This is a genomic window from Psychrobacter fulvigenes, from assembly GCF_904846155.1.
In the GTDB taxonomy this organism is placed as follows: domain Bacteria; phylum Pseudomonadota; class Gammaproteobacteria; order Pseudomonadales; family Moraxellaceae; genus Psychrobacter; species Psychrobacter fulvigenes.
The window spans coordinates 1607917-1626439 of sequence record NZ_CAJGZP010000001.1; the positions used below are offsets into that span (position 1 = coordinate 1607917).

Here is an 18523-nt window from a genome sequence, read left to right on the forward strand (position 1 = left end):
ATGAATTTACGTAGGTTTTTCTCTATCTAATGGCAATAACTGTGATTGTTATTATTGATTAAAGCTCACAATTAACGCTGTACGTCTGACCATTGTCTGAAGTGATAGTCATCACACCAAAGTCAGCTTTAGTATGCCAGTCATAAGTTGTTTTAGGGTTAACGTTGTTGACATAACGAGCGCCAGAACCTGATACTGCTTGTTCCATCATGACTTCGGCGTTATTTAGGCCGACTTTAGGCAAAGTAACGTTTAGCTTTGCCGCTTGACCGCTCGCTGAGTAGGCAGCTGTAACCATACCATCATCTTCACAAGTAAAAGACTGAACCACTTGTTGGGCGTCAGTGCTTGGTGCGGTAGTAGTAGGTGCATTCGTTGCACAGGCTGCTAGTAATACTGCGAAACGTGCTACGGCTAATAGTTTTTTCATAATGTTTTATTCCTCAAGTTGGTGGGTGAGTGTTAGTTGTGACACCGAGCAATATGATACAACAGAAGATGTAATTTCATGTTGTGATTAGAGTTCATGAAGGTAATTTTTACGACCTTTTTCGTGAGTATCTTGTATACAGGAGTTACTACCTAGCGTGCGTTATTCTATTGAGTGCTAAACTCTAACGTGCAAGCTTTGATAGTCCATTTATGCTATTTAAATTGGTGCTTTTGAAGTTTTTTTATTTAAAATAAATACCAGTACTGCCCCTAAGATCACCGAGCTTGCTATTACAAACTCTAGAGTCAGCTGCTCAGACAAAAACACCACGCCTAATACCGCTGCAAGTACTGGCACGCAAAGTTGTACGATTGCCGCTTGCGTGTTTTTTAATAATGGCATGGCCATATACCAAATGCTATAACCAATCCCAGAAGCGATTGCCCCTGAGGCGCAAGCAAGTAATATGCCTTGCATGCTGATCTCTCCGAGCCTACTCATCGCTACTAATAACAGTATAGGAACCGCTACAAGGCTTCTGATGAAGTTAAAACCAGTAGCGCGAAGAGGGGACACACAGGACTTACCGCGTATGCTATAGACTCCCCAAGCGCTACCGCTAATCGCCATGAGCGTCGCTGCTGATAATGAAGGCATCGCTGCCGAAGGTAGCATCAAATATATAAATCCTGCTACTGCCACTATAAATGCCAGCCACTGCAAGGCGCTTAACTGCTCTTTTTTATAAATGCCCCAACCAATCATGGTGAGCTGCACCGCTGAAAATAAAATGAGCGCGCCAGTACCCGTATCTAGCTCTACATAAGCGATTGAAAAACACAGCGCATAAATGACTAAGCTTGTGCTACTTAACCAACTGCCTTTTTCCTTTACAGTTGCACCATCAAGGCTACGGTTAAGCTTTAGATACTGTGTATGCACTGCGATGATAATACCAAGGCAGGCGGCAGCGCTTATTAGGCGAATAATGGTAAAATTCCATGCGTCTATATATCCTTCTGCTAAGGCCATTCTGCAAAATAGAGAGTTTGCGGCAAAAGCGATTAACGCAATGACCGTATAGAGCGTGGGTTTCAAAAGTAATTCCTAATAAGTTCTAAGCTGGGCTAAAAGTACCAGCCTACGCCAATAAAGTGAAAGAGTTGAAAGTGGCGCATGAATAAACCTTAATAATCATAATAAAAAATAGCCTAAGCAAAAATAAAAATCTAAACCAAAAAATCAATATCTATATTAAAAACTTACTATGCGTAAGTCTAAGATAATTTGTTCTAAATGCGCTTTACTTTGAGCACTCCAGATATTATAAAAGCAATTATTATTTGGTATGACAAGATAAGCTAACCAATTTGCCGAAGGATCGCCGCCTTCATGACCATATCCCACTTTACTGCCATCTTGATAATTAACATTATAAGGCCAGTTGTCAAACGTTTCGTTAGTATTCGTAGTACCTGCATTTGCAATCCCATACGCACTGCGCTTATTCGGCAAATCGTAAGCAACTCCCCAGCCTCCAGCAAAATTAGCACGACGGACGCTATGACTAGCAAGATGTGATGACGCTTGCTTGGGTAGGGCTAGGATAGGGCATAGTGCTTTATTATCGGATTTCGCCCACTCTTGTCGATAAATAGCATCTGTTTCACTATTTTTAATAACAGGATTGGCCCAAGGTGCTCTAGGAGTTGCTGTGTGGCCGTCGTTAGCTAGAGCACCAGTAGAAGGTTTTGAGAGAGGAGGAGCCTTGGCTATAGGCTTTGAAGAAAGCTCAGACTGACAAGAGAGTAGACCAATACACAGCGTTATTGAAAATAGAGTGCTTAGTAATTTATAAAAAAATTTCATAAGTACGCCTCGTTAGTCAGATAAAAATAACCGAATAAGACAATCAAGGCACATGGATCTAGCCCTTTAGTTTTATATTGTTTACTGTCTTTTAAGGTTTGTTTGTATTTTTTAGTTATCGCTATCAATTCTCACTAAGCCATTCAGTTACCTGCCGAACTCGCTCCTCTCTATTACCACCAATTCGCCTATATTTTTTGTTGTGAGTCTTTAGCTGACTGGCAAAATAGGCACTCATCTCTTTACGCTGATGAGGCGCATCACGTAGATCATCAGCGACCCAAGGTGTATCCACTTCGGTTAACAAGATCAAATCATAATGATGCGCCAAGGCCGCTTGGGTTAGCGCTTCAGGACAATCGGCATAGTACCAATTGGAATAGACCATCAGCTCAAATAAGCTGGTATCACAAAATAGATAATTTTGCTTCTCAGTTTTTTGCGTGTTCTGACTGTTTTTGCTGGCTTGAGCGGCTTGTTTGGCTCGTGTGTTTTCTAGCGCTATTTGACCTTGAGCGATGGGCAGTAAGTCATCCCAAGTGCAAGTGGCTTGTTCATTATCCCATTTGGCTTGCAAATAAGTACGCATATACTCACTCACCCAAGGGCTATCAAAATGCGCGGCTAAATCACGGCATAAGGTGGTTTTGCCCGTACTCTCTGCGCCCAAAACAGCGACTTTAAAGACGGATTTAAGCGTATACTGCGTAAGATTGAATGCGGTAGCGTCGTTGCCATTCATAATAAGCCCAGATTGCGATGAGAGTAAATACGGCATATTGTAGTGCAGTAAAGGTGAGACCTTTATAAAAATATAATGGTACTGAAATCGCATCGGCGACTATCCACAGCAACCAATGCTCGATTTTGCGGCTGGCCATTAGCCACATGGCGATCAAAAACAGCGCGGTGGTGAGCATATCGGTATAATCGACCCAAGTAAACAGATGTAGGCCGAGTACCGCACCGTCGAAGCTAAAGTTATTATTAATCACTGGGCGGAAATAGTAAACCAGCGCCACAAAGCTGACAGTAGCGATAGATAATAGTGCCATTGTCGGTAGGTCACTGGCTTCAATATGCTCAATATCGATGTCGTTTGAATTGGGATTATCGGTATCAGTACTAGTATTGGTGCTGGCTTTAACGTTGGTGTTTTTAATATGGGTGTCTTTATTTTTCGTCCAGTTATACCAGCCATACAAACCCATTAGCGTATAATAGGCATTGATAAACATATCACCAAACAACTGCCATTTCCAAAGTAAGTACACAAAAATAGCGGTACTGACTAGGCCAATGGGGAAAACCAGCACGCTAAGCTTGCGCGCGAGCAAGACACTGGCGACCCCAAAGACAACGGCAATCAGCTCCAGTATGATAAATAGGGTTGGATAGTCGGCATATTGCCCGAATAGCCAATTAGAAATCTCTGTCATCAGCGTTCCTAGTCGCTATTGATAAATGCGCTATTGATTATAACGTAGCAACAGGGAAGTGGCTTAGTTTTTATGGGCTATCAAAGCAAATTTGATTATTTGTAACAAAGTATTAGAAAAATAATTATATTCAGGCATAATAAGGCATTGGTTTTAACATTTTTAGTGCAGAAGTCACCCACCTCTTAGGTGGCAAGATGAATGCGTCAGACTTTTGATATGGTATAATAGCTTCATGCCAAAACAAATCCTAAAAGCCCATAAAGTCAGATTGTATCCTAATGAAGAACAGCAAGTATTTTTTGCTAAGTCATTTGGCTGCACGCGCTTTATATGGAATAGAATGCTAGCGGATAAAATACAGCATTATCAAGATACTAAAACAGAATTAAAAAATACTCCAGCTCAATATAAAAAAGAGTTTGACTGGCTTAAAGAAGTCGATAGCTTGGCACTGGCCAACGTACAACAAAACCTAAAAGCGGCTTATAACAAATTCTTCAAAGGCTCAGGATTTCCAAAGTTCAAGAAGAAGGGGCAGCGTGACAGCTATACCACCAACAACCAAAAAGGTACAGTGGCGATAACAGCTAACAGCGTTAAACTGCCTAAAACTGGTCATATCAAAGCCAAGTTTCCAGCCAAGATAACTGGTTTGATTAAGAGCGCCACGGTCAGTAAAGAGCCTACAGGTAAGTATTTTGTCAGTTTACTGGTTGAGACTATGGTAGAGCCATTACCAAAAACGCATTCAAACATCGGCATTGATTTAGGACTGACAGACTTTATCGTCTTATCGGACGGCAGCAAAGTCGCCAATCCTAAGTTTTTGTCTAAGCTACAAGCGAGATTGGCAAAAGAGCAAAAGATATTAGCCAAACGTAGAGAAGTCGCTAAGACCGCCAATCGCAAGTTATCAGAGAGCCGCAACTATCAAAAGCAAAAGGTCAAAGTCGCCAAAGTATATGAGAAAATAACCAATAAGCGCCGCGACTTCTTACACAAACTCTCAATCAATATCATCAAAAACCACGATGTTATTGCTATTGAGGACTTAAATGTCAAAGGCATGGTTAAGAATAAAAAGTTAGCCAAAGCGATTAGCGATAGCTCATGGTCAGCGTTTACCACCGTGCTGGCTTATAAAGCAGAATGGTATGGTAAAGAGCTTGTCAAAATAGATAGATGGTATCCATCTTCTAAAACCTGCTCAGGGTGCACTCATGTGCTGACTAAGGCTGATTTGCCATTGTCAGTAAGATCATGGAATTGCCCAAGTTGCTTGCAAAAAAATGATAGAGACATCAACGCTAGTATCAATATCCTTAATGAGGGTTTGAGACTGGCAACACTCAAAACCGTCGATGCGACGGGGTTAGCTTAGTTCATTCACTTAACCGCTATTGCAAAACATCGCAAATAAGTATGAGTGTTACCTAAGAAACCGCTACCTCTTTAGGTGATCGGTAGCTCATGTTTACAGTTATGCACCGAAAGTAAACGACACCTACTTCTTACCTTTTATGCTTAATCACTAAGCGCAACAGTAGTAGACAAGGAAGCTTATCATGACGACTTGTATTACCGGCACCGGCCTGTACATCCCCCCTTATAGCATCAGCAATGAAGAGCTGGTGGAATCATTCAACCAATATGTTGATAATTATAACGAACAGCATGCTGACGAGATAGCAGCAGAGACGGTGACTGCACTTGAGCATTCCTCAGCGGCATTTATCGAAAAAGTATCTGGCATTAAATCGCGCTACGTGATGGAAAAAGACGGCATCCTAAATCCTGAAATCATGGCGCCAGTCATTGCCTATCGTAATCTGGGTGAAGAGCTGTCTGTCATGGCCGAGATGGGTGCTGCTGCGCTGAAAGACGCGCTTGCTGATGCCGGTCTTGAAGCCAACGACTTAGACGGTATTATTCTTGCCTGTTCGAACTTCCAGCGTACTTATCCTGCCGTCTCTATCGAGATTCAGAATGAAATCGGTATGGTTGGTGGTTTTGCCTATGACATGAACGTTGCCTGTAGTGCGGCTACTTTTGGTCTATCACAAGCACATGGCTCAATTGTATCTGGTCTTGCCAAACGTGTCGCTGTGGTCAATGTCGAAATCACGTCAGCGCATCTAAACTGGCGTAACCGTGACAGCCATTTCATCTTTGGTGATGTCGCAACCGCGTGTATCGTAGAAGAGTTGGATACACCAAAAGGTTATGAAATCGTAAACTGTAAGCTGTTTACTGAATTCTCTACCAATATCAAAAACGAATACGGCTTTATGGATCGCTCAGAGTTCTTGGCAGCCGAAACGCAAATGTATCCAGATATCAAAGAGCCCGTCACGGATAAGCTGTTTTTACAAAATGGCCGTAAAGTATTCCGTGAAGTCTGTCCAAAAGTGTCCGAAATTATTCTTGAGCACTTAAAAGAAAATGATATTCAGTCGAATGAAGTCAAGATGATGTGGCTACACCAAGCCAATGCCAATATGCTCGATCTAATCTTGCGTACGGTCATGGGTAAAGAAGCGGATAAAGGCATCGTGCCAAGCGTCATTGACGAGTTTGCTAATACCAGCTCTGCCAGTCCTATGATTGTTTTCCATCGTTATAAAGATGAGCTGAAATCTGGTGACTTGGGCGTAATATGCTCATTTGGGGCTGGTTACTCTATTGGTTCAGTATTGGTACGTAAAGTTTAATATTTAACCAAAGCGTACCCTACTGTCATTATAAAAATAGCCAAGAGAAATCTTGGCTATTTTTTATGATGTTTTTTAAAATATGACAAGTTTAGAGAATATTTAAAGAATATTGAGAGAGGTATGCTGATATAAGCGTTAAGATTACGCACTGGTTTTAATTTACCCCTAAAAATTTGCTATAATCTCGGTCTTATTTTCCTCATTTAGATAAAAGCCCTTTTATGAAAGAATCCTTGCGCTTACGCTTAGACCAGATGGTAGACCGCTACGAAGAGGTTACCGCCTTATTGTCCGATCCTGGTGTCATCAGCGATAATAATAAATTCCGTGAGCTGTCGGTTGAACACAGCGACTTGATGGACATCACTACTTTATGGCAAAACTATGTGCGTGCTGAAACGGATCAAGCCGATGCCGAGAGTATGCTGGCCGATGCATCAGATCCAGAAATGAAGGAGATGATGCAGGAAGAGATTGACAGCGCCCGCGAAGCTATCTTAGAGATGGAAGAAGCGCTCAACGTCATGATGTTGCCAAAAGATCCGAATGATAAAGTGCCTGCTTTTTTGGAGATTCGTGCGGGCACTGGCGGTGATGAAGCGGCGATATTCTCAGGTGATCTGTTCCGTATGTATCAGAAATACGCACAGACGCAAGGGTGGACGATAGAGATACTATCCGCCAACGAAGGCGAGCATGGCGGTTATAAAGAGATCATCAGCCGTATATCGGGTAACAGCGTTTATGGTCGCCTTCGTTGGCGGAAAGTATCTCTATCGTCCACCCTTGAGTCTGGTGCGCATCGTGTTCAACGTGTCCCAGATACAGAAAGCCAAGGCCGCGTACATACCTCTGCTTGTACCGTGGCAGTGATGCCAGAAGTTGAGATTGATGATACAGTAGAGCTCAATCCTGCCGACATCAAGATGGATACCTTCCGCTCAAGCGGCGCAGGGGGTCAGCACGTTAACACCACAGACTCTGCGGTGCGTTTGACTCACATTCCAACAGGTACGGTGGTTGAGTGTCAGCAAGAGCGTAGTCAGCACAAAAACCGTGACAAAGCGATGAAAATGCTGGTCTCAAAGATTCAGCAAGCCAAAGTACAAGCGCAGGTCGATGTGGCAGATTCTATACGCCGCGACTTAGTGGGTAGTGGTGATCGTTCAGAACGTATCCGTACTTATAACTTCCCCCAAGGTCGCATGACTGATCATCGTATCAACCTAACGCTGTATAAGCTTGATTCCATTATGGAAGGTGACTTAGACGAGCTGCTAGATGCTCTATTACGTGAGCACCAAGCGGACTTGATGGCAAGCATCGGTGGTGGAGATTAGTAGAGCCCGTAGGCTACGTAGGTGTCAGTAGCTACAACAACAAGCTACTTATTATTAATCTAAATTTATTATTTTACTTTATTCATCGAATTATCTAACAATTTTGAGAATTTTATGTCAAAGCCCAACAATCAAAATCAAAATCAAAATCAAAATCAAAATCAGAACCAAGAACAAGCCCCAACTGTCGAGGAAGCCAATGAGCTTATCGCCCAACTGCAAGCGAAGCTAGATGACATCAAAGCTTCAGGCAAACAGCCTTATCCAAACGATTTTAAGCGTACTGATTTTGCCCAAGATCTGCAAACTGCCTTTGAAGGCGTCTCAAAGCAAGAAATTGAAGATAATGCTGCCAAAGGTGAAAAGACACAGGTCAATGTGGCTGGTCGCGTCATGCTCAACCGCGGCGCATTCATTGTCATTCAAGATATGACAGGTCGTATCCAGCTGTACGTTGCACGTAAAGAGTTAGATGAAGAGACGCTGGCTAGCATTAAGTCACTAGACTTAGGAGATGTGGTTGGCATATCGGGTTATATTGGTCGTTCAGGTAAAGGTGATCTTTATGTCCATATTGAAGAGTTTCAATTATTAACCAAAGCCCTGCGCCCAATGCCAAATAAGTTCCATGGCTTGGCAGATGTGGAAGCGCGTTATCGTAATCGCCATCTGGACTTGATGACCAACGAATCTACTCGTGATACTTTTGTTGTGCGCAGCCAAGTGATCAGCGGTATTCGCAAGTTTATGCTGAATGCGCGTTTTATGGAAGTCGAAACGCCGATGATGCATCCTATCCCTGGTGGGGCGGTGGCGCGTCCGTTTGTGACCCATCACAATGCACTAGATATGCCGCTATATCTGCGTATCGCGCCTGAGTTGTATCTAAAACGCTTGGTCATTGGTGGTTTTGAAAAAGTATTTGAGATCAACCGCAGTTTCCGTAACGAAGGTGTATCCACGCGCCATAACCCTGAATTCACCATGATTGAGTTTTATCAAGCGTATGCTGATTATCATGATTTGATGGATTTGACCGAGCGCTTATTTAATCAATTAGCGATGGATATATTAGGCACAACTGAACTGACGTATCAAGGTGAGAGCATCAGTCTAAAAGCACCGTTTGCGCGCATAACGATGACTGAGGCTATCGAAAAATACGCTGAAGACTTTGATATGTCACGCATTGATGACCGAGAGTACTTAGCTGACTATGTCGCCAATACGCTTAAGCAGCCAGTAAATGATGTCTTTGGCGTTGGTAAGTTAATCACTATCATATTTGAAGAGACAGCTGAGCATCAATTACGTCAGCCAACTTTTATCACTGAATACCCAGCTGAGACGTCACCGCTGGCACGCCGCAACGACGACAATCCTGAAATCACGGATCGTTTTGAGCTGTTTATCGGTGGTCGTGAATTGGCCAATGGCTTTAGTGAGTTAAATGACCCTGCTGATCAGGCGGAGCGCTTCCGTGATCAAGTCGCTGAAAAAGACGCAGGTGATGTAGAGGCCATGCACTTTGATGAAGAGTATATCGAAGCCTTGTCTTATGGCTTACCGCCAACGGCAGGTGAGGGTATCGGCATCGATCGCTTGGTTATGTTATTCACTGACTCTGCCAGTATTCGTGATGTTATTTTATTCCCGCATATGCGCCGCAAGACTGATTAAGTGGGAGTCAATCTTTGAGTAAGGCTACTTATAATAAAGCCACTTATTGAGCGTACTATCAGTCACTGTTAAATCGGTAAGAAGCCAGACGAATGCGCTGGCTTTTTGCTACAATGAATAATCAAAATCTCACTTCAAACAAGTACTTCAAGCCACTTGGCATAATGGATAGATATGACGCAGCAATATCAAGTCTTAGCGCGTAAATACCGACCCAAAAACTTCCATGAGTTAATTGGGCAAACGCATGTCTCTCAGGCGTTAATCAACGCGATTGATTATAACCGACTGCATCATGCTTATCTATTTACTGGTACACGCGGTGTTGGTAAGACCACCATTGCTCGCATCTTAGCTAAATGTCTGAACTGCGATACTGGTGTGACCAGCACGCCGTGCGGTGTCTGTGATAACTGTGTGTCGATTGATCAAGGCCGCTTTATCGATTTGATTGAGATTGATGCCGCCTCGCGTACCAAGGTTGAGGATACGCGCGAGCTGCTTGATAACGTCCCTTATGCGCCAAGTCAAGGTCGCTATAAAGTGTACCTGATTGACGAAGTGCACATGCTATCGACGCATAGCTTTAACGCGCTCCTCAAAACCTTAGAAGAGCCGCCTGAGCATGTCAAATTCTTACTCGCGACCACTGATCCACAAAAACTGCCGATTACCATTATCTCACGCTGCTTACAGTTTGTGCTGCGTCCTTTACCGCAAACCTTGCTCAGTGAACATTTGGCCAATATTTTAACCCAAGAGCAGGTGGGCTTCACGCAGCCTGCACTTTGGCAGCTAGCAAGTGCTGCCAAGGGCTCGGTTCGTGATGCACTGTCATTAACAGATCAGGCGATTGCTTTTGGTCAAGGTGGATTAGATGATGTGACGGTCAATGCCATGCTTGGCTTGATCGACGCTGCTGATTTGGTCAGTTTGATCACAGACATTTATAATCATGATAAGCCTGCTGTTGCCGCCCATATCGAACAGATGCGCGCACAAATGGTCGATGCGACCAGCATGTTTGATGGGTTGGCTGAGCTACTTCACCAATTGGCATTGGCTCAGTTATTACCTGAGGTTGCTTTGAATGTGAACGAAGCGCAAGCGCAGGATATTAATACGCTTGCCCAGCACATCAGCCCTGACGTCTTACAGTTATATTATGAGATTGTGGTACAAGCACGAGAAGGCATCAAGCTTGCTAGTACTCCCATGCAAGCGCTTGAAATGTGTATTCTACGCCTACTCGCATTTCGCCCGTTACCGACCAATGAAATATTAGCTGAGGCACCTGCCACCACGGCCACGGCGACATCAACTGCACCTATAGAAAACACTTTCTCTACTGAGCCTGCAAAAGTCTCTGGACACTTGGCATCGGAAGCACCGACGCAGGCTTATGACGTTGATTATCAAAACCAAAGTAAGATAGAAAGTTCAACAAATTATTACGCTGATATTGAGCCAGTTCTAGACGACAGTCGTAGCGACATTGATGAGTTGCCAACGTTAATTAATAACAGCGCGCCTGAACCGATTGTTGAGCCTGAACCGATTGTTGAGCCTGAACCGATTGTTGAGCCTGAACCGATTGTTGAGCCTGAACCGATTGTTGAGCCTGAACCGATTGTTGAGCCTGAACCGATTGTTGAGCCTGAACCGATTGTTGAGCCGAGTCGAAATGATTCTCAATTAATATCACAATCGAATGATCCGCGTGTACTACTACGTTGTCCACCGCAAGATCTAACGGGGGAATGGACGCCAGAAAAGTGGGACTACTGGTTACAAACTGCTCGTGAGGCAGGTAGCCTCGCAACAGATGAGCTGGCTCTGGCGCGTCAAGGCATGATGAGTGGTAGTTGTAATGGTCAATCCGTCTTTGTGACCGCTGTAGATAGCAAACACTTACAAACTACCTTTGAAGCATTGGCTGAAAAACTGCAACACCAGTTCCCGCAAGCGGAGATTGCTTTACAAGTAGATGGTAGCGTGATGCAAGATGAGAATAAAACCCCTGAGCGCCGCCAGCGTCAAAGGGTAGCACAAGCTTCTTCAGTGGCAGAAACGATGTTACTTGAGTCACCGGTAATGCAGTATTTGCTGAGCCGTGGAGAAGGGAAGATGGGTAAGGTTAAGTTAACTTAAACAATTGAGGGAAAACTGGTTCTATGCCTTAGTAAGAACACTTAAGGTAGTATTGAATAATGGTTTTTTGTACCGTAATTCATTGATGTTATTGAGTATTAATAAAGTATGGTTTGCGTATTGATTTGTGGAATGGCTATATACTCCGCTATAATAGTTAAGTTATATTAAAAAATGAAATTAGCTGAAAACAGCTTAGGTGAAACTATGTTAGATAATTTACGCGGTATGGCCGTGTTCGCCAGCGTGGTCGGACACGGTTCTTTTAGTGGCTCAGCTCGTGAGCTTGGTATTACAACCAGTGCAGTTAGCCAACAGATTCGATCGTTAGAAAATGAGCTGGGCGTGGTGCTATTGCACCGTTCTACTCGTAAGCTAAGTCTAACCGAAGCCGGCGCGAGTTTTTATGAAGCGGCAAAAGATGTGGTCAGCGCTGCTGAGCAAGGTCGAATTAAGGTTAACCAGTTGCGTGATGAGTTAGCGGGCAGTCTACGTATCGCTACTACCCCTGAGCTGGGTGTCAATCATATTTTACCCGCCTTATCCACTTGGATGGCGGCACATGATGATTTAAGTATTACTTTTTTGGCAGACAACCACTATGTTGACTTGATCGATGAGCGTATTGATATCGCCATTCGTATGAGCCCTAGCATTAATGATCTAACATTAAGTAATCATCCCCTGTCTGATGTGCGTCAAGTGTTAGTGGCTTCACCGCAATATCTGCGCCATCACAAAAAACTCGAGTCTCCCAAAGACTTAAATGAGCATCAGCTCATTTGTATCGAAATCATGAAAGACTCCAACCAACTGGATTTCATACAAACCGAAACCGGTAAAAAAACACGGTTAAAAATGACATCACGTATCCATACCAATAATGTATTCATGGCGACGACTTTGGCCAAAGAAGGTCATGGTGTGGTCAGAATGATGGAAATGGACATCAAAAAAGAGCTTGATAATGGTGATTTGGTTGAGGTGCTCACGGGCTACCAATTACCAAGCTTTGTTCTATATGCCGTAACCTTGAACCGTGAGCAGCAACCTGCAAAAGTTACGCGCTGTTTAGAGGTATTAAAAAAATACTTTCATGCTGGTTAATTATCCAGAGCAAAATATAAAAGCTATTATGCATAACTAAAAACCTCCAGATTTTTTATCTGGAGGTTTTTTTAATTGCAGTTTTGAATAGTCAGTATTGAGCGTTCTAAGCGTTGACACCTATACTAAAAAACTAAAAACAGCGGCTAAAACAAGGGATTTAATAAGTTTAATAATCGTTCGACGACTTGCTCACTTTCGTTACGCTTCATATTTAATGGCGGCAGTAAGCGCACAACATGTCCGCCAGTGACGTTAATGATGAGATTTTGCTCATCGCGTGCACGGTCCACCAACTTACTGCAGTCGATAGACTCAGGTAGGGCGATACCTATCATCATCCCCGCTCCGCGACTACTGACCCCATGCGCTTGCAGTTTGTCTGTTATGCTATCACGGATGAACTGCCCCTCAGTGACAGCATTGCTCATGATATCGCTGTTAGCCAATACATCATAAACACTATGTACTACGCGGCTTGCAAGTGGCGTACCGCCATAAGTAGAGCCGTGGCTGCCGGCACCAAACAAACCATTGGCGCGGCCACGTACCATACAGGCGCCTACAGGGAAGCCATTACCAAGGCCTTTTGCAGTCGTTAAGACATCGGGACGGGCGTTGCTGTGCTGATAAGCGAAATATTTCCCTGTGCGACCATTGCCAGTTTGCACTTCGTCGAGCATAAATAGCCAGTTATGCGCGTCACATTCAGCTTGTAGCTCTTCCAAATAGGCAAAGCCATTGATCGCTGTATTCAGTCCACCTTCACCCTGAATAGGCTCTACAAACAGCGCACAGATATCATCGTGATCGGCGGCAGCTTGCTTAACGGCTGCAATATCACCAAAAGGCACACGAATAAAATCATCATCTAACGTAAAGAAACCCTCGCGTGCTTTAGGGTTGGCAGTCGCTGATACTGATAATAGCGTGCGACCATGAAAGGACTGCTCCATGACAATGACTTTAGGGCGCTTAAAGCCTTGTTGGTAGGCATATAAGCGTGCCATTTTTAGTGCCGCTTCATTGGCCTCGGCGCCGCTATTGGCAAAAAATACGCTATCCATGCCAGCGGCAGTACAAAGTGATGCGCCAGCACGCTCTTGCCACTCTATGCCGAATAAGTTGCTGGTATGGACTAAAGTAGCTGCTTGCTGCTGAATGGCCTCAGTGATTTGCGGATGGCAATGTCCAAGACCGCATACAGCGATGCCTGTGAGCGCGTCTAGATAGGGCGTATCATCTTTGGTATATAACCAACTGCCTAAGCCGCGGGTGAAGCTAATCGGTTGACGATTATAAGTAGGCATCAGATAAGTGGCTGACATACGGACATCCTTAGCGTGTTAAATAAATCAATGAAGTAAAGACATATTAGAGAAGATAGAGTGATAAGAGGTTCGCAGTATTAGGTTACAACTCGTCAGAAAACGGTGTTGTCTCAGCAGGGACACTGTATTCTTCATTTGCCCAAGCACCTAAGTCAATCAGTTTGCAGCGATCACTACAAAACGGCTTATATTTATTATCCTGCCACGCAGTGAGAGTGCCACAGTTTGGGCATGGGTAGGTTTTGGGTGCGGAATTGGGAGTAGGTTCTGTCATAGTAAAGTGAGGTTGCCCTGATGATATCAATATTGTATTGAGAAGAGTGTTATCAATGAATGAGAGCGGTTATAATAGCACGCAGTGGCTAAAAGTCAAATACAAGTCCATATACATGTAAAAAATGTCGATAAAACAACCATCTACAAGTAAAATAGCCTAAGCAATTATCATCTAACTAAAAAACTAAAATATAAACCAAATAGAGTAATCCATGAACCAAACAGAACTCTTCTCACATAATCAAAAAAGAGCTTTTCAGCATAAAAAACTCTCAGCACCACGTAATTTTAGCATTCCAAAAATTATTCAAAGTGATAATAAACTACCATTGGTACTTGAGATTGGTGCAGGGAAGGGCAAGCATGCCCTAAGCTTTGCCGCAGAAAACCCTGACAAGCATCTAATTGCTATTGAGCGTACACGCAATAAGTTCGAAGCTTTTACCAAGCTATTTAACCAACAGTCGCTTGATAATTTGACTCCTATCCATGCAGATGCGATCGCATGGACGGTATACGCCATCCCTCCTAGCAGTCTCGCCAGCATATATATCTTATATCCCAACCCTGAGCAGCATAACCCTAATCAGCAATGGTTAAACATGCCGTTTTTTGAGTTTTTATTATCACGCTTGCAAACAGGAGGGAAGATTGTATTGACCACTAATATCGAGGCTTATATGGACAATGCAGAGCAGCAAACTTCGAGTCTTTGGCAGCTACCACATGAGCGGCAAGTAGTAGCAGCGGAGAGTCAACGTACTCATTTTGAAGTGAAGTATCTGGCTCGTGGAGAACGCTGTTGGCAGCTAACCATGACAAAACCACAAGGCTATAGAACCAGATTTGATAGTTGGCATGCGCCTGCTGTTGATAAAGATATTAAATAAATAGCCTAAGTAATATAACTAATAACTCAAATAAAGTCTTTATTTGATAAGATTAAATTAAAAATAGCCTAAGTAAAAATAATTATTCAAATTAAAACCGCTACAGAAGAGCGGTTCCAAGATTTAAGTACTTTTATAGATTCATAAAAAAGGCTTTACTAGTTTTTCAGAGTCAGTATGAGCATTCACTACCGTTAAGAATGTGTAAGCACCGATAAACTTACGGCTAATAAACATAAACTCTTTCGGAGGCAAATTAAATTCAAAAGACTGCACTGCTTTGGTAGCACTTGCCGATATACGAGAATGTAGTTTACTGTTTGCCCAGATATAACGGTTTTGTGAATCCAAGCAGTCTGCTGGAATGTCTGGATTTGAGTCAGGATGACTAAATGGCTCGGTAGCAAGTAAGAACAAAGAGGCAATATCAGAGCGCACTTTGTCACTCATCGTATCGAAAAATTCATAACCCGTCATACTTTTCATCATTGCTTGATGATCATGATGATAGCCTGCACGTAGGAGGTTATGTGCAATTGTTAGAAGACCATCATCAAACTGACGAATAGCACCAAAATCTAACAATACCAGTTTATCTATCTCATTTTCATTCTCGCTAATGCGCACCAAGTAATTTCCAAAGTTTGGGTCAGTCTGCATCTCACCCCAGACAAAAATCTCTCGCATCATGATCTCGATTGCCGCTTGACCAATAGCATTTTGACGTTCATGCGGTAATAGCTGAAGTGCTTCGGAGGTGACAGAGACACCAGGCTCATAGGTCATGCATAGCAAGCGCTTACTTGAGTACTGACGATTGACTTTTGGCACGATATAACGTGGATCATCTATCAAGCGCTCATAAAAGCGTTCAGTCGTATTTGCTTCTGCATCATAATCAACTTCGTGGTGGAGTAGGTCGCGGATTTCTTCGAACCAAGTATCCAGCGCACGTGTTTGCGGCACCATATTGCTTACCTTAAGTAAGCGTTTAAATAAGGCAAGATCGGAGTCGATAGCTTCTGCAACGCCCGGATATTGAATTTTTAATACGACTTCTTCACCAGTAGCAATGACAGTTGCACGATGCACTTGGGCGAGGGAGGCGGTACCAATAGGTATAGGATCGACTTCAAGCTCATCGAGTTTTTCTCTCAGAGTGCGGCGCAACGTCTGTTCGATTTTTGGCCAGCTGAGAGTGGCAGTGTCATCGTTGAGTGCTTGTAGTGCACGAGTGATTTCAGGTGGCAATACATGCTCACCATATAGTGCCAGCATTTGGCCAATCTTTACCACTGAGCCTTTTAACTTACCAAGCTCTTCTACGACATAATTTGCCTGCGCCTCCATAAACTCTTGGTTGCGCTTTGAGCGAGTGTCTTTATCTAAGAATATGCCAGACATACTGTTACCCGCCCAACGTCGGCCGATATTGAGAGATGTCTTAGCGATTGACAGTCGACGCTCAAACCCAGAAGTTTTTAGGTTGTCAATTGACTGCTTATCATTAGAAGGTTTAGATGTATTTTGTGCCATAGATATAACCATTCATCAGTTGCAACTGATTTGCGGGTTGAAGACCAACAATACAAGAGATATGTAATGTCAGAATACAAAATCGTAATGACTCGTAGGTCATAGTACGAATGATGGTATTACGGTATCAAAGCAGATGCATTAAAGCTCTTCATTTATCGTAATATTTTTTACGGTAGTAATGTATTGTTCTTAAGTGACTGTCTTAAGTAGTAAGGAGCACCCCAGTCTTTATCAAAACTGGGGTTTATCTATAGAGTTTATCAGAGAACCAAAGACTTTGTCCCAGTAGTGTTTAGCCTTAAGAGTCTTTACGAGCAATCGCGTGGTGCCCGATGTCGCGGCGATACTGTGCTCCATCAAAACTAATCGCAGCAGTAACCGCTAAAGCCGCTTGTTGTGCACCCAAGATACTATCCGCAAGGGCAGTGACGCAAAGCACGCGCCCACCATCGGTGACGACTTCTTTAGGATGGCTGGTGCTGGTATCCGCGTCAAAACTATCATGAGTAAACGCAGTACCTGCATGAAAGACCTTGACTGCTGAAGTGTCATGAGGATCTAACTCTGGCAGACCAGTAATGACATCACCTTTAGAGGAGGTTTCGGGATAGCCTTTCGACGCCATGACGATACCAAGGGCAGGGCGCGCATCCCAGTCTGCTTGACTTGGCAGCTCGCCTGCGAGACCTTTAGCAACCAACTCGACCATCGACGATTGCAAGCGCATCAAAATAGGCTGCGTCTCTGGGTCGCCAAAACGGCAGTTAAACTCAATCACGTAAGGGTCGCCTGCTTTATCAATCATCAAGCCTGCATATAAAAACCCAGTGTAAGGGTGACCTGCCGCATTCATCGCATTGACAACTGGCTGAATCACTTGTGTCATCACTTTATCATGAACGTCTTGAGTGACCACTGGTGCAGGAGAATAAGCGCCCATACCGCCAGTGTTCGGGCCTGTATCGCCTTCATAAGCACGTTTATGATCTTGGCTGGTCGCCATGGGTAAGATGTTATTGCCATCAATCATGCAAATAAAGCTGGCTTCTTCGCCTTCTAAGAATTGCTCAATGACCACACGGCTACCAGCATCACCGAATTTATTGTCTGCAAGCATGTCATCGATTGCTGCATGTGCTTGTTCAATGGTCTCAGCAACGATCACGCCTTTCCCTGCTGCCAGTCCATCAGCTTTGATAACGATAGGTGCGCCTTGCTCGTCAATATAAGCTTTGGCGCTTGTAGCGTCTGTGAATCCTTGATAGGCAGACGTTGGGATATTATGCTCTGCCATGAATTCTTTGGCAAAAGTCTTAGAGCCTTCGAGTTGTGCGCAATACGCTGTTGGCCCCCATGCTTTGATACCAGCAGCACGGCAAGCATCGATGATACCAGTGACCAATGGCGCCTCAGGACCGACGATGACCATGTCAATGGCATTGTTTTGGCAAAACTCGATGACAGCGCTGTGCTCACCATTGGTATCTTGCAAGATAACATTCTGGCATTTAGGTTCAAGGGCAGTGCCAGCATTACCAGGCGCGACGTAGACATTTTTTACAGAATCATCTTTAGCACACTGCCATGCCAGCGCGTGTTCGCGACCACCTGAGCCAATCACCAAAATATTCATCATACGTTTTGCCCTTAGTATTAATAGTATTAAGCGTTAATAGTAAATCTTTAAGCACTGTTAAATATAGTGCCGTATTCTAACAAAAAAAGCGCAGCGATTGCCATGAGTATCCACT

The 18523-nt window shown here is 43.7% G+C and carries 16 protein-coding genes; 7 read left to right on the top strand and 9 right to left on the bottom strand.

Annotated elements, in window-relative coordinates:
- Nucleotides 1-58: 58 nt before the first annotated feature.
- The 5 genes from JMX03_RS06930 to pnuC all read right to left on the bottom strand — a co-directional run bounded on the left by JMX03_RS06930 (nucleotide 59) and on the right by pnuC (nucleotide 3741).
- A complete protein-coding gene (locus JMX03_RS06930) occupies nucleotides 59-430 on the bottom strand; it encodes an MliC family protein (protein WP_201595505.1) in 372 nt (123 codons plus the stop codon).
- Nucleotides 431-649: 219 nt separating this feature from the next.
- Nucleotides 650-1531 carry a DMT family transporter gene (locus tag JMX03_RS06935; protein WP_201595508.1) on the bottom strand — a complete coding sequence of 294 codons (882 nt, stop codon included), beginning with the start codon at nucleotides 1529-1531 and terminating at the stop codon, nucleotides 650-652.
- 156 nt (nucleotides 1532-1687) lie between these two features.
- Complete coding sequence (locus JMX03_RS06940; protein ID WP_201595511.1) at nucleotides 1688-2302, bottom strand: hypothetical protein; 615 nt, start codon at nucleotides 2300-2302, stop codon at nucleotides 1688-1690.
- 124 nt (nucleotides 2303-2426) lie between these two features.
- A complete protein-coding gene (locus JMX03_RS06945) occupies nucleotides 2427-3044 on the bottom strand; it encodes an AAA family ATPase (RefSeq protein ID WP_201595514.1) in 618 nt (205 codons plus the stop codon).
- Nucleotides 2995-3741, bottom strand: coding sequence for a nicotinamide riboside transporter PnuC (pnuC, locus tag JMX03_RS06950; protein WP_201595517.1), 747 nt, complete (start codon nucleotides 3739-3741; stop codon nucleotides 2995-2997). Before pnuC ends, JMX03_RS06945 begins: the two co-directional genes overlap by 50 nt.
- Nucleotides 3742-3976: 235 nt before the next feature.
- Here pnuC and tnpB point away from each other — a divergent pair, with 235 nt between their 5' ends.
- The 6 genes from tnpB (at nucleotide 3977) to JMX03_RS06980 (ending at nucleotide 12736) form a co-directional block, all read left to right on the top strand.
- The gene (gene tnpB, locus JMX03_RS06955) at nucleotides 3977-5125 is read left to right on the top strand and encodes an IS200/IS605 family element RNA-guided endonuclease TnpB (RefSeq protein ID WP_201595520.1); all 1149 of its coding nucleotides are present in this window, start codon (nucleotides 3977-3979) and stop codon (nucleotides 5123-5125) included.
- 184 nt (nucleotides 5126-5309) lie between these two features.
- Nucleotides 5310-6455, top strand: coding sequence for a beta-ketoacyl-ACP synthase III (locus JMX03_RS06960; protein WP_201595524.1), 1146 nt, complete (start codon nucleotides 5310-5312; stop codon nucleotides 6453-6455).
- Between the two features lie 224 nt (nucleotides 6456-6679).
- Nucleotides 6680-7798 carry a peptide chain release factor 1 gene (prfA, locus tag JMX03_RS06965; protein ID WP_201595526.1) on the top strand — a complete coding sequence of 373 codons (1119 nt, stop codon included), beginning with the start codon at nucleotides 6680-6682 and terminating at the stop codon, nucleotides 7796-7798.
- A gap of 114 nt (nucleotides 7799-7912) precedes the next feature.
- Entirely contained in the window at nucleotides 7913-9478 is a 1566-nt protein-coding gene (gene lysS / locus JMX03_RS06970; protein ID WP_201595530.1) for a lysine--tRNA ligase, read from the top strand.
- Nucleotides 9479-9652: 174 nt separating this feature from the next.
- A complete protein-coding gene (gene dnaX / locus JMX03_RS15405; RefSeq protein WP_201595533.1) occupies nucleotides 9653-11629 on the top strand; it encodes a DNA polymerase III subunit gamma/tau in 1977 nt (658 codons plus the stop codon).
- Nucleotides 11630-11836: 207 nt separating this feature from the next.
- The gene (locus JMX03_RS06980; RefSeq protein WP_201595536.1) at nucleotides 11837-12736 is read left to right on the top strand and encodes a LysR family transcriptional regulator; all 900 of its coding nucleotides are present in this window, start codon (nucleotides 11837-11839) and stop codon (nucleotides 12734-12736) included.
- 146 nt (nucleotides 12737-12882) lie between these two features.
- Here the strand turns inward: JMX03_RS06980 and JMX03_RS06985 are convergent, their stop codons facing one another.
- Complete coding sequence (locus tag JMX03_RS06985; protein ID WP_201595539.1) at nucleotides 12883-14064, bottom strand: aspartate aminotransferase family protein; 1182 nt, start codon at nucleotides 14062-14064, stop codon at nucleotides 12883-12885.
- Nucleotides 14065-14149: 85 nt separating this feature from the next.
- On the bottom strand, nucleotides 14150-14341 hold the full coding sequence (locus JMX03_RS06990; protein WP_201574789.1) for a DNA gyrase inhibitor YacG: 192 nt from the start codon (nucleotides 14339-14341) through the stop codon (nucleotides 14150-14152).
- 214 nt (nucleotides 14342-14555) lie between these two features.
- Here JMX03_RS06990 and JMX03_RS06995 point away from each other — a divergent pair, with 214 nt between their 5' ends.
- Entirely contained in the window at nucleotides 14556-15233 is a 678-nt protein-coding gene (locus tag JMX03_RS06995; protein WP_201595542.1) for a DUF938 domain-containing protein, read from the top strand.
- A gap of 141 nt (nucleotides 15234-15374) precedes the next feature.
- Here JMX03_RS06995 and JMX03_RS07000 read toward each other — a convergent pair whose 3' ends face one another.
- Both JMX03_RS07000 and purD read right to left on the bottom strand, forming a co-directional pair.
- Nucleotides 15375-16769 (bottom strand): ABC1 kinase family protein, encoded by a 1395-nt coding sequence (locus tag JMX03_RS07000; RefSeq protein ID WP_201595545.1) that lies wholly within the window; start codon nucleotides 16767-16769, stop codon nucleotides 15375-15377.
- Nucleotides 16770-17070: 301 nt separating this feature from the next.
- A complete protein-coding gene (purD, locus tag JMX03_RS07005) occupies nucleotides 17071-18405 on the bottom strand; it encodes a phosphoribosylamine--glycine ligase (RefSeq protein ID WP_201597846.1) in 1335 nt (444 codons plus the stop codon).
- Nucleotides 18406-18523: the final 118 nt, after the last annotated feature.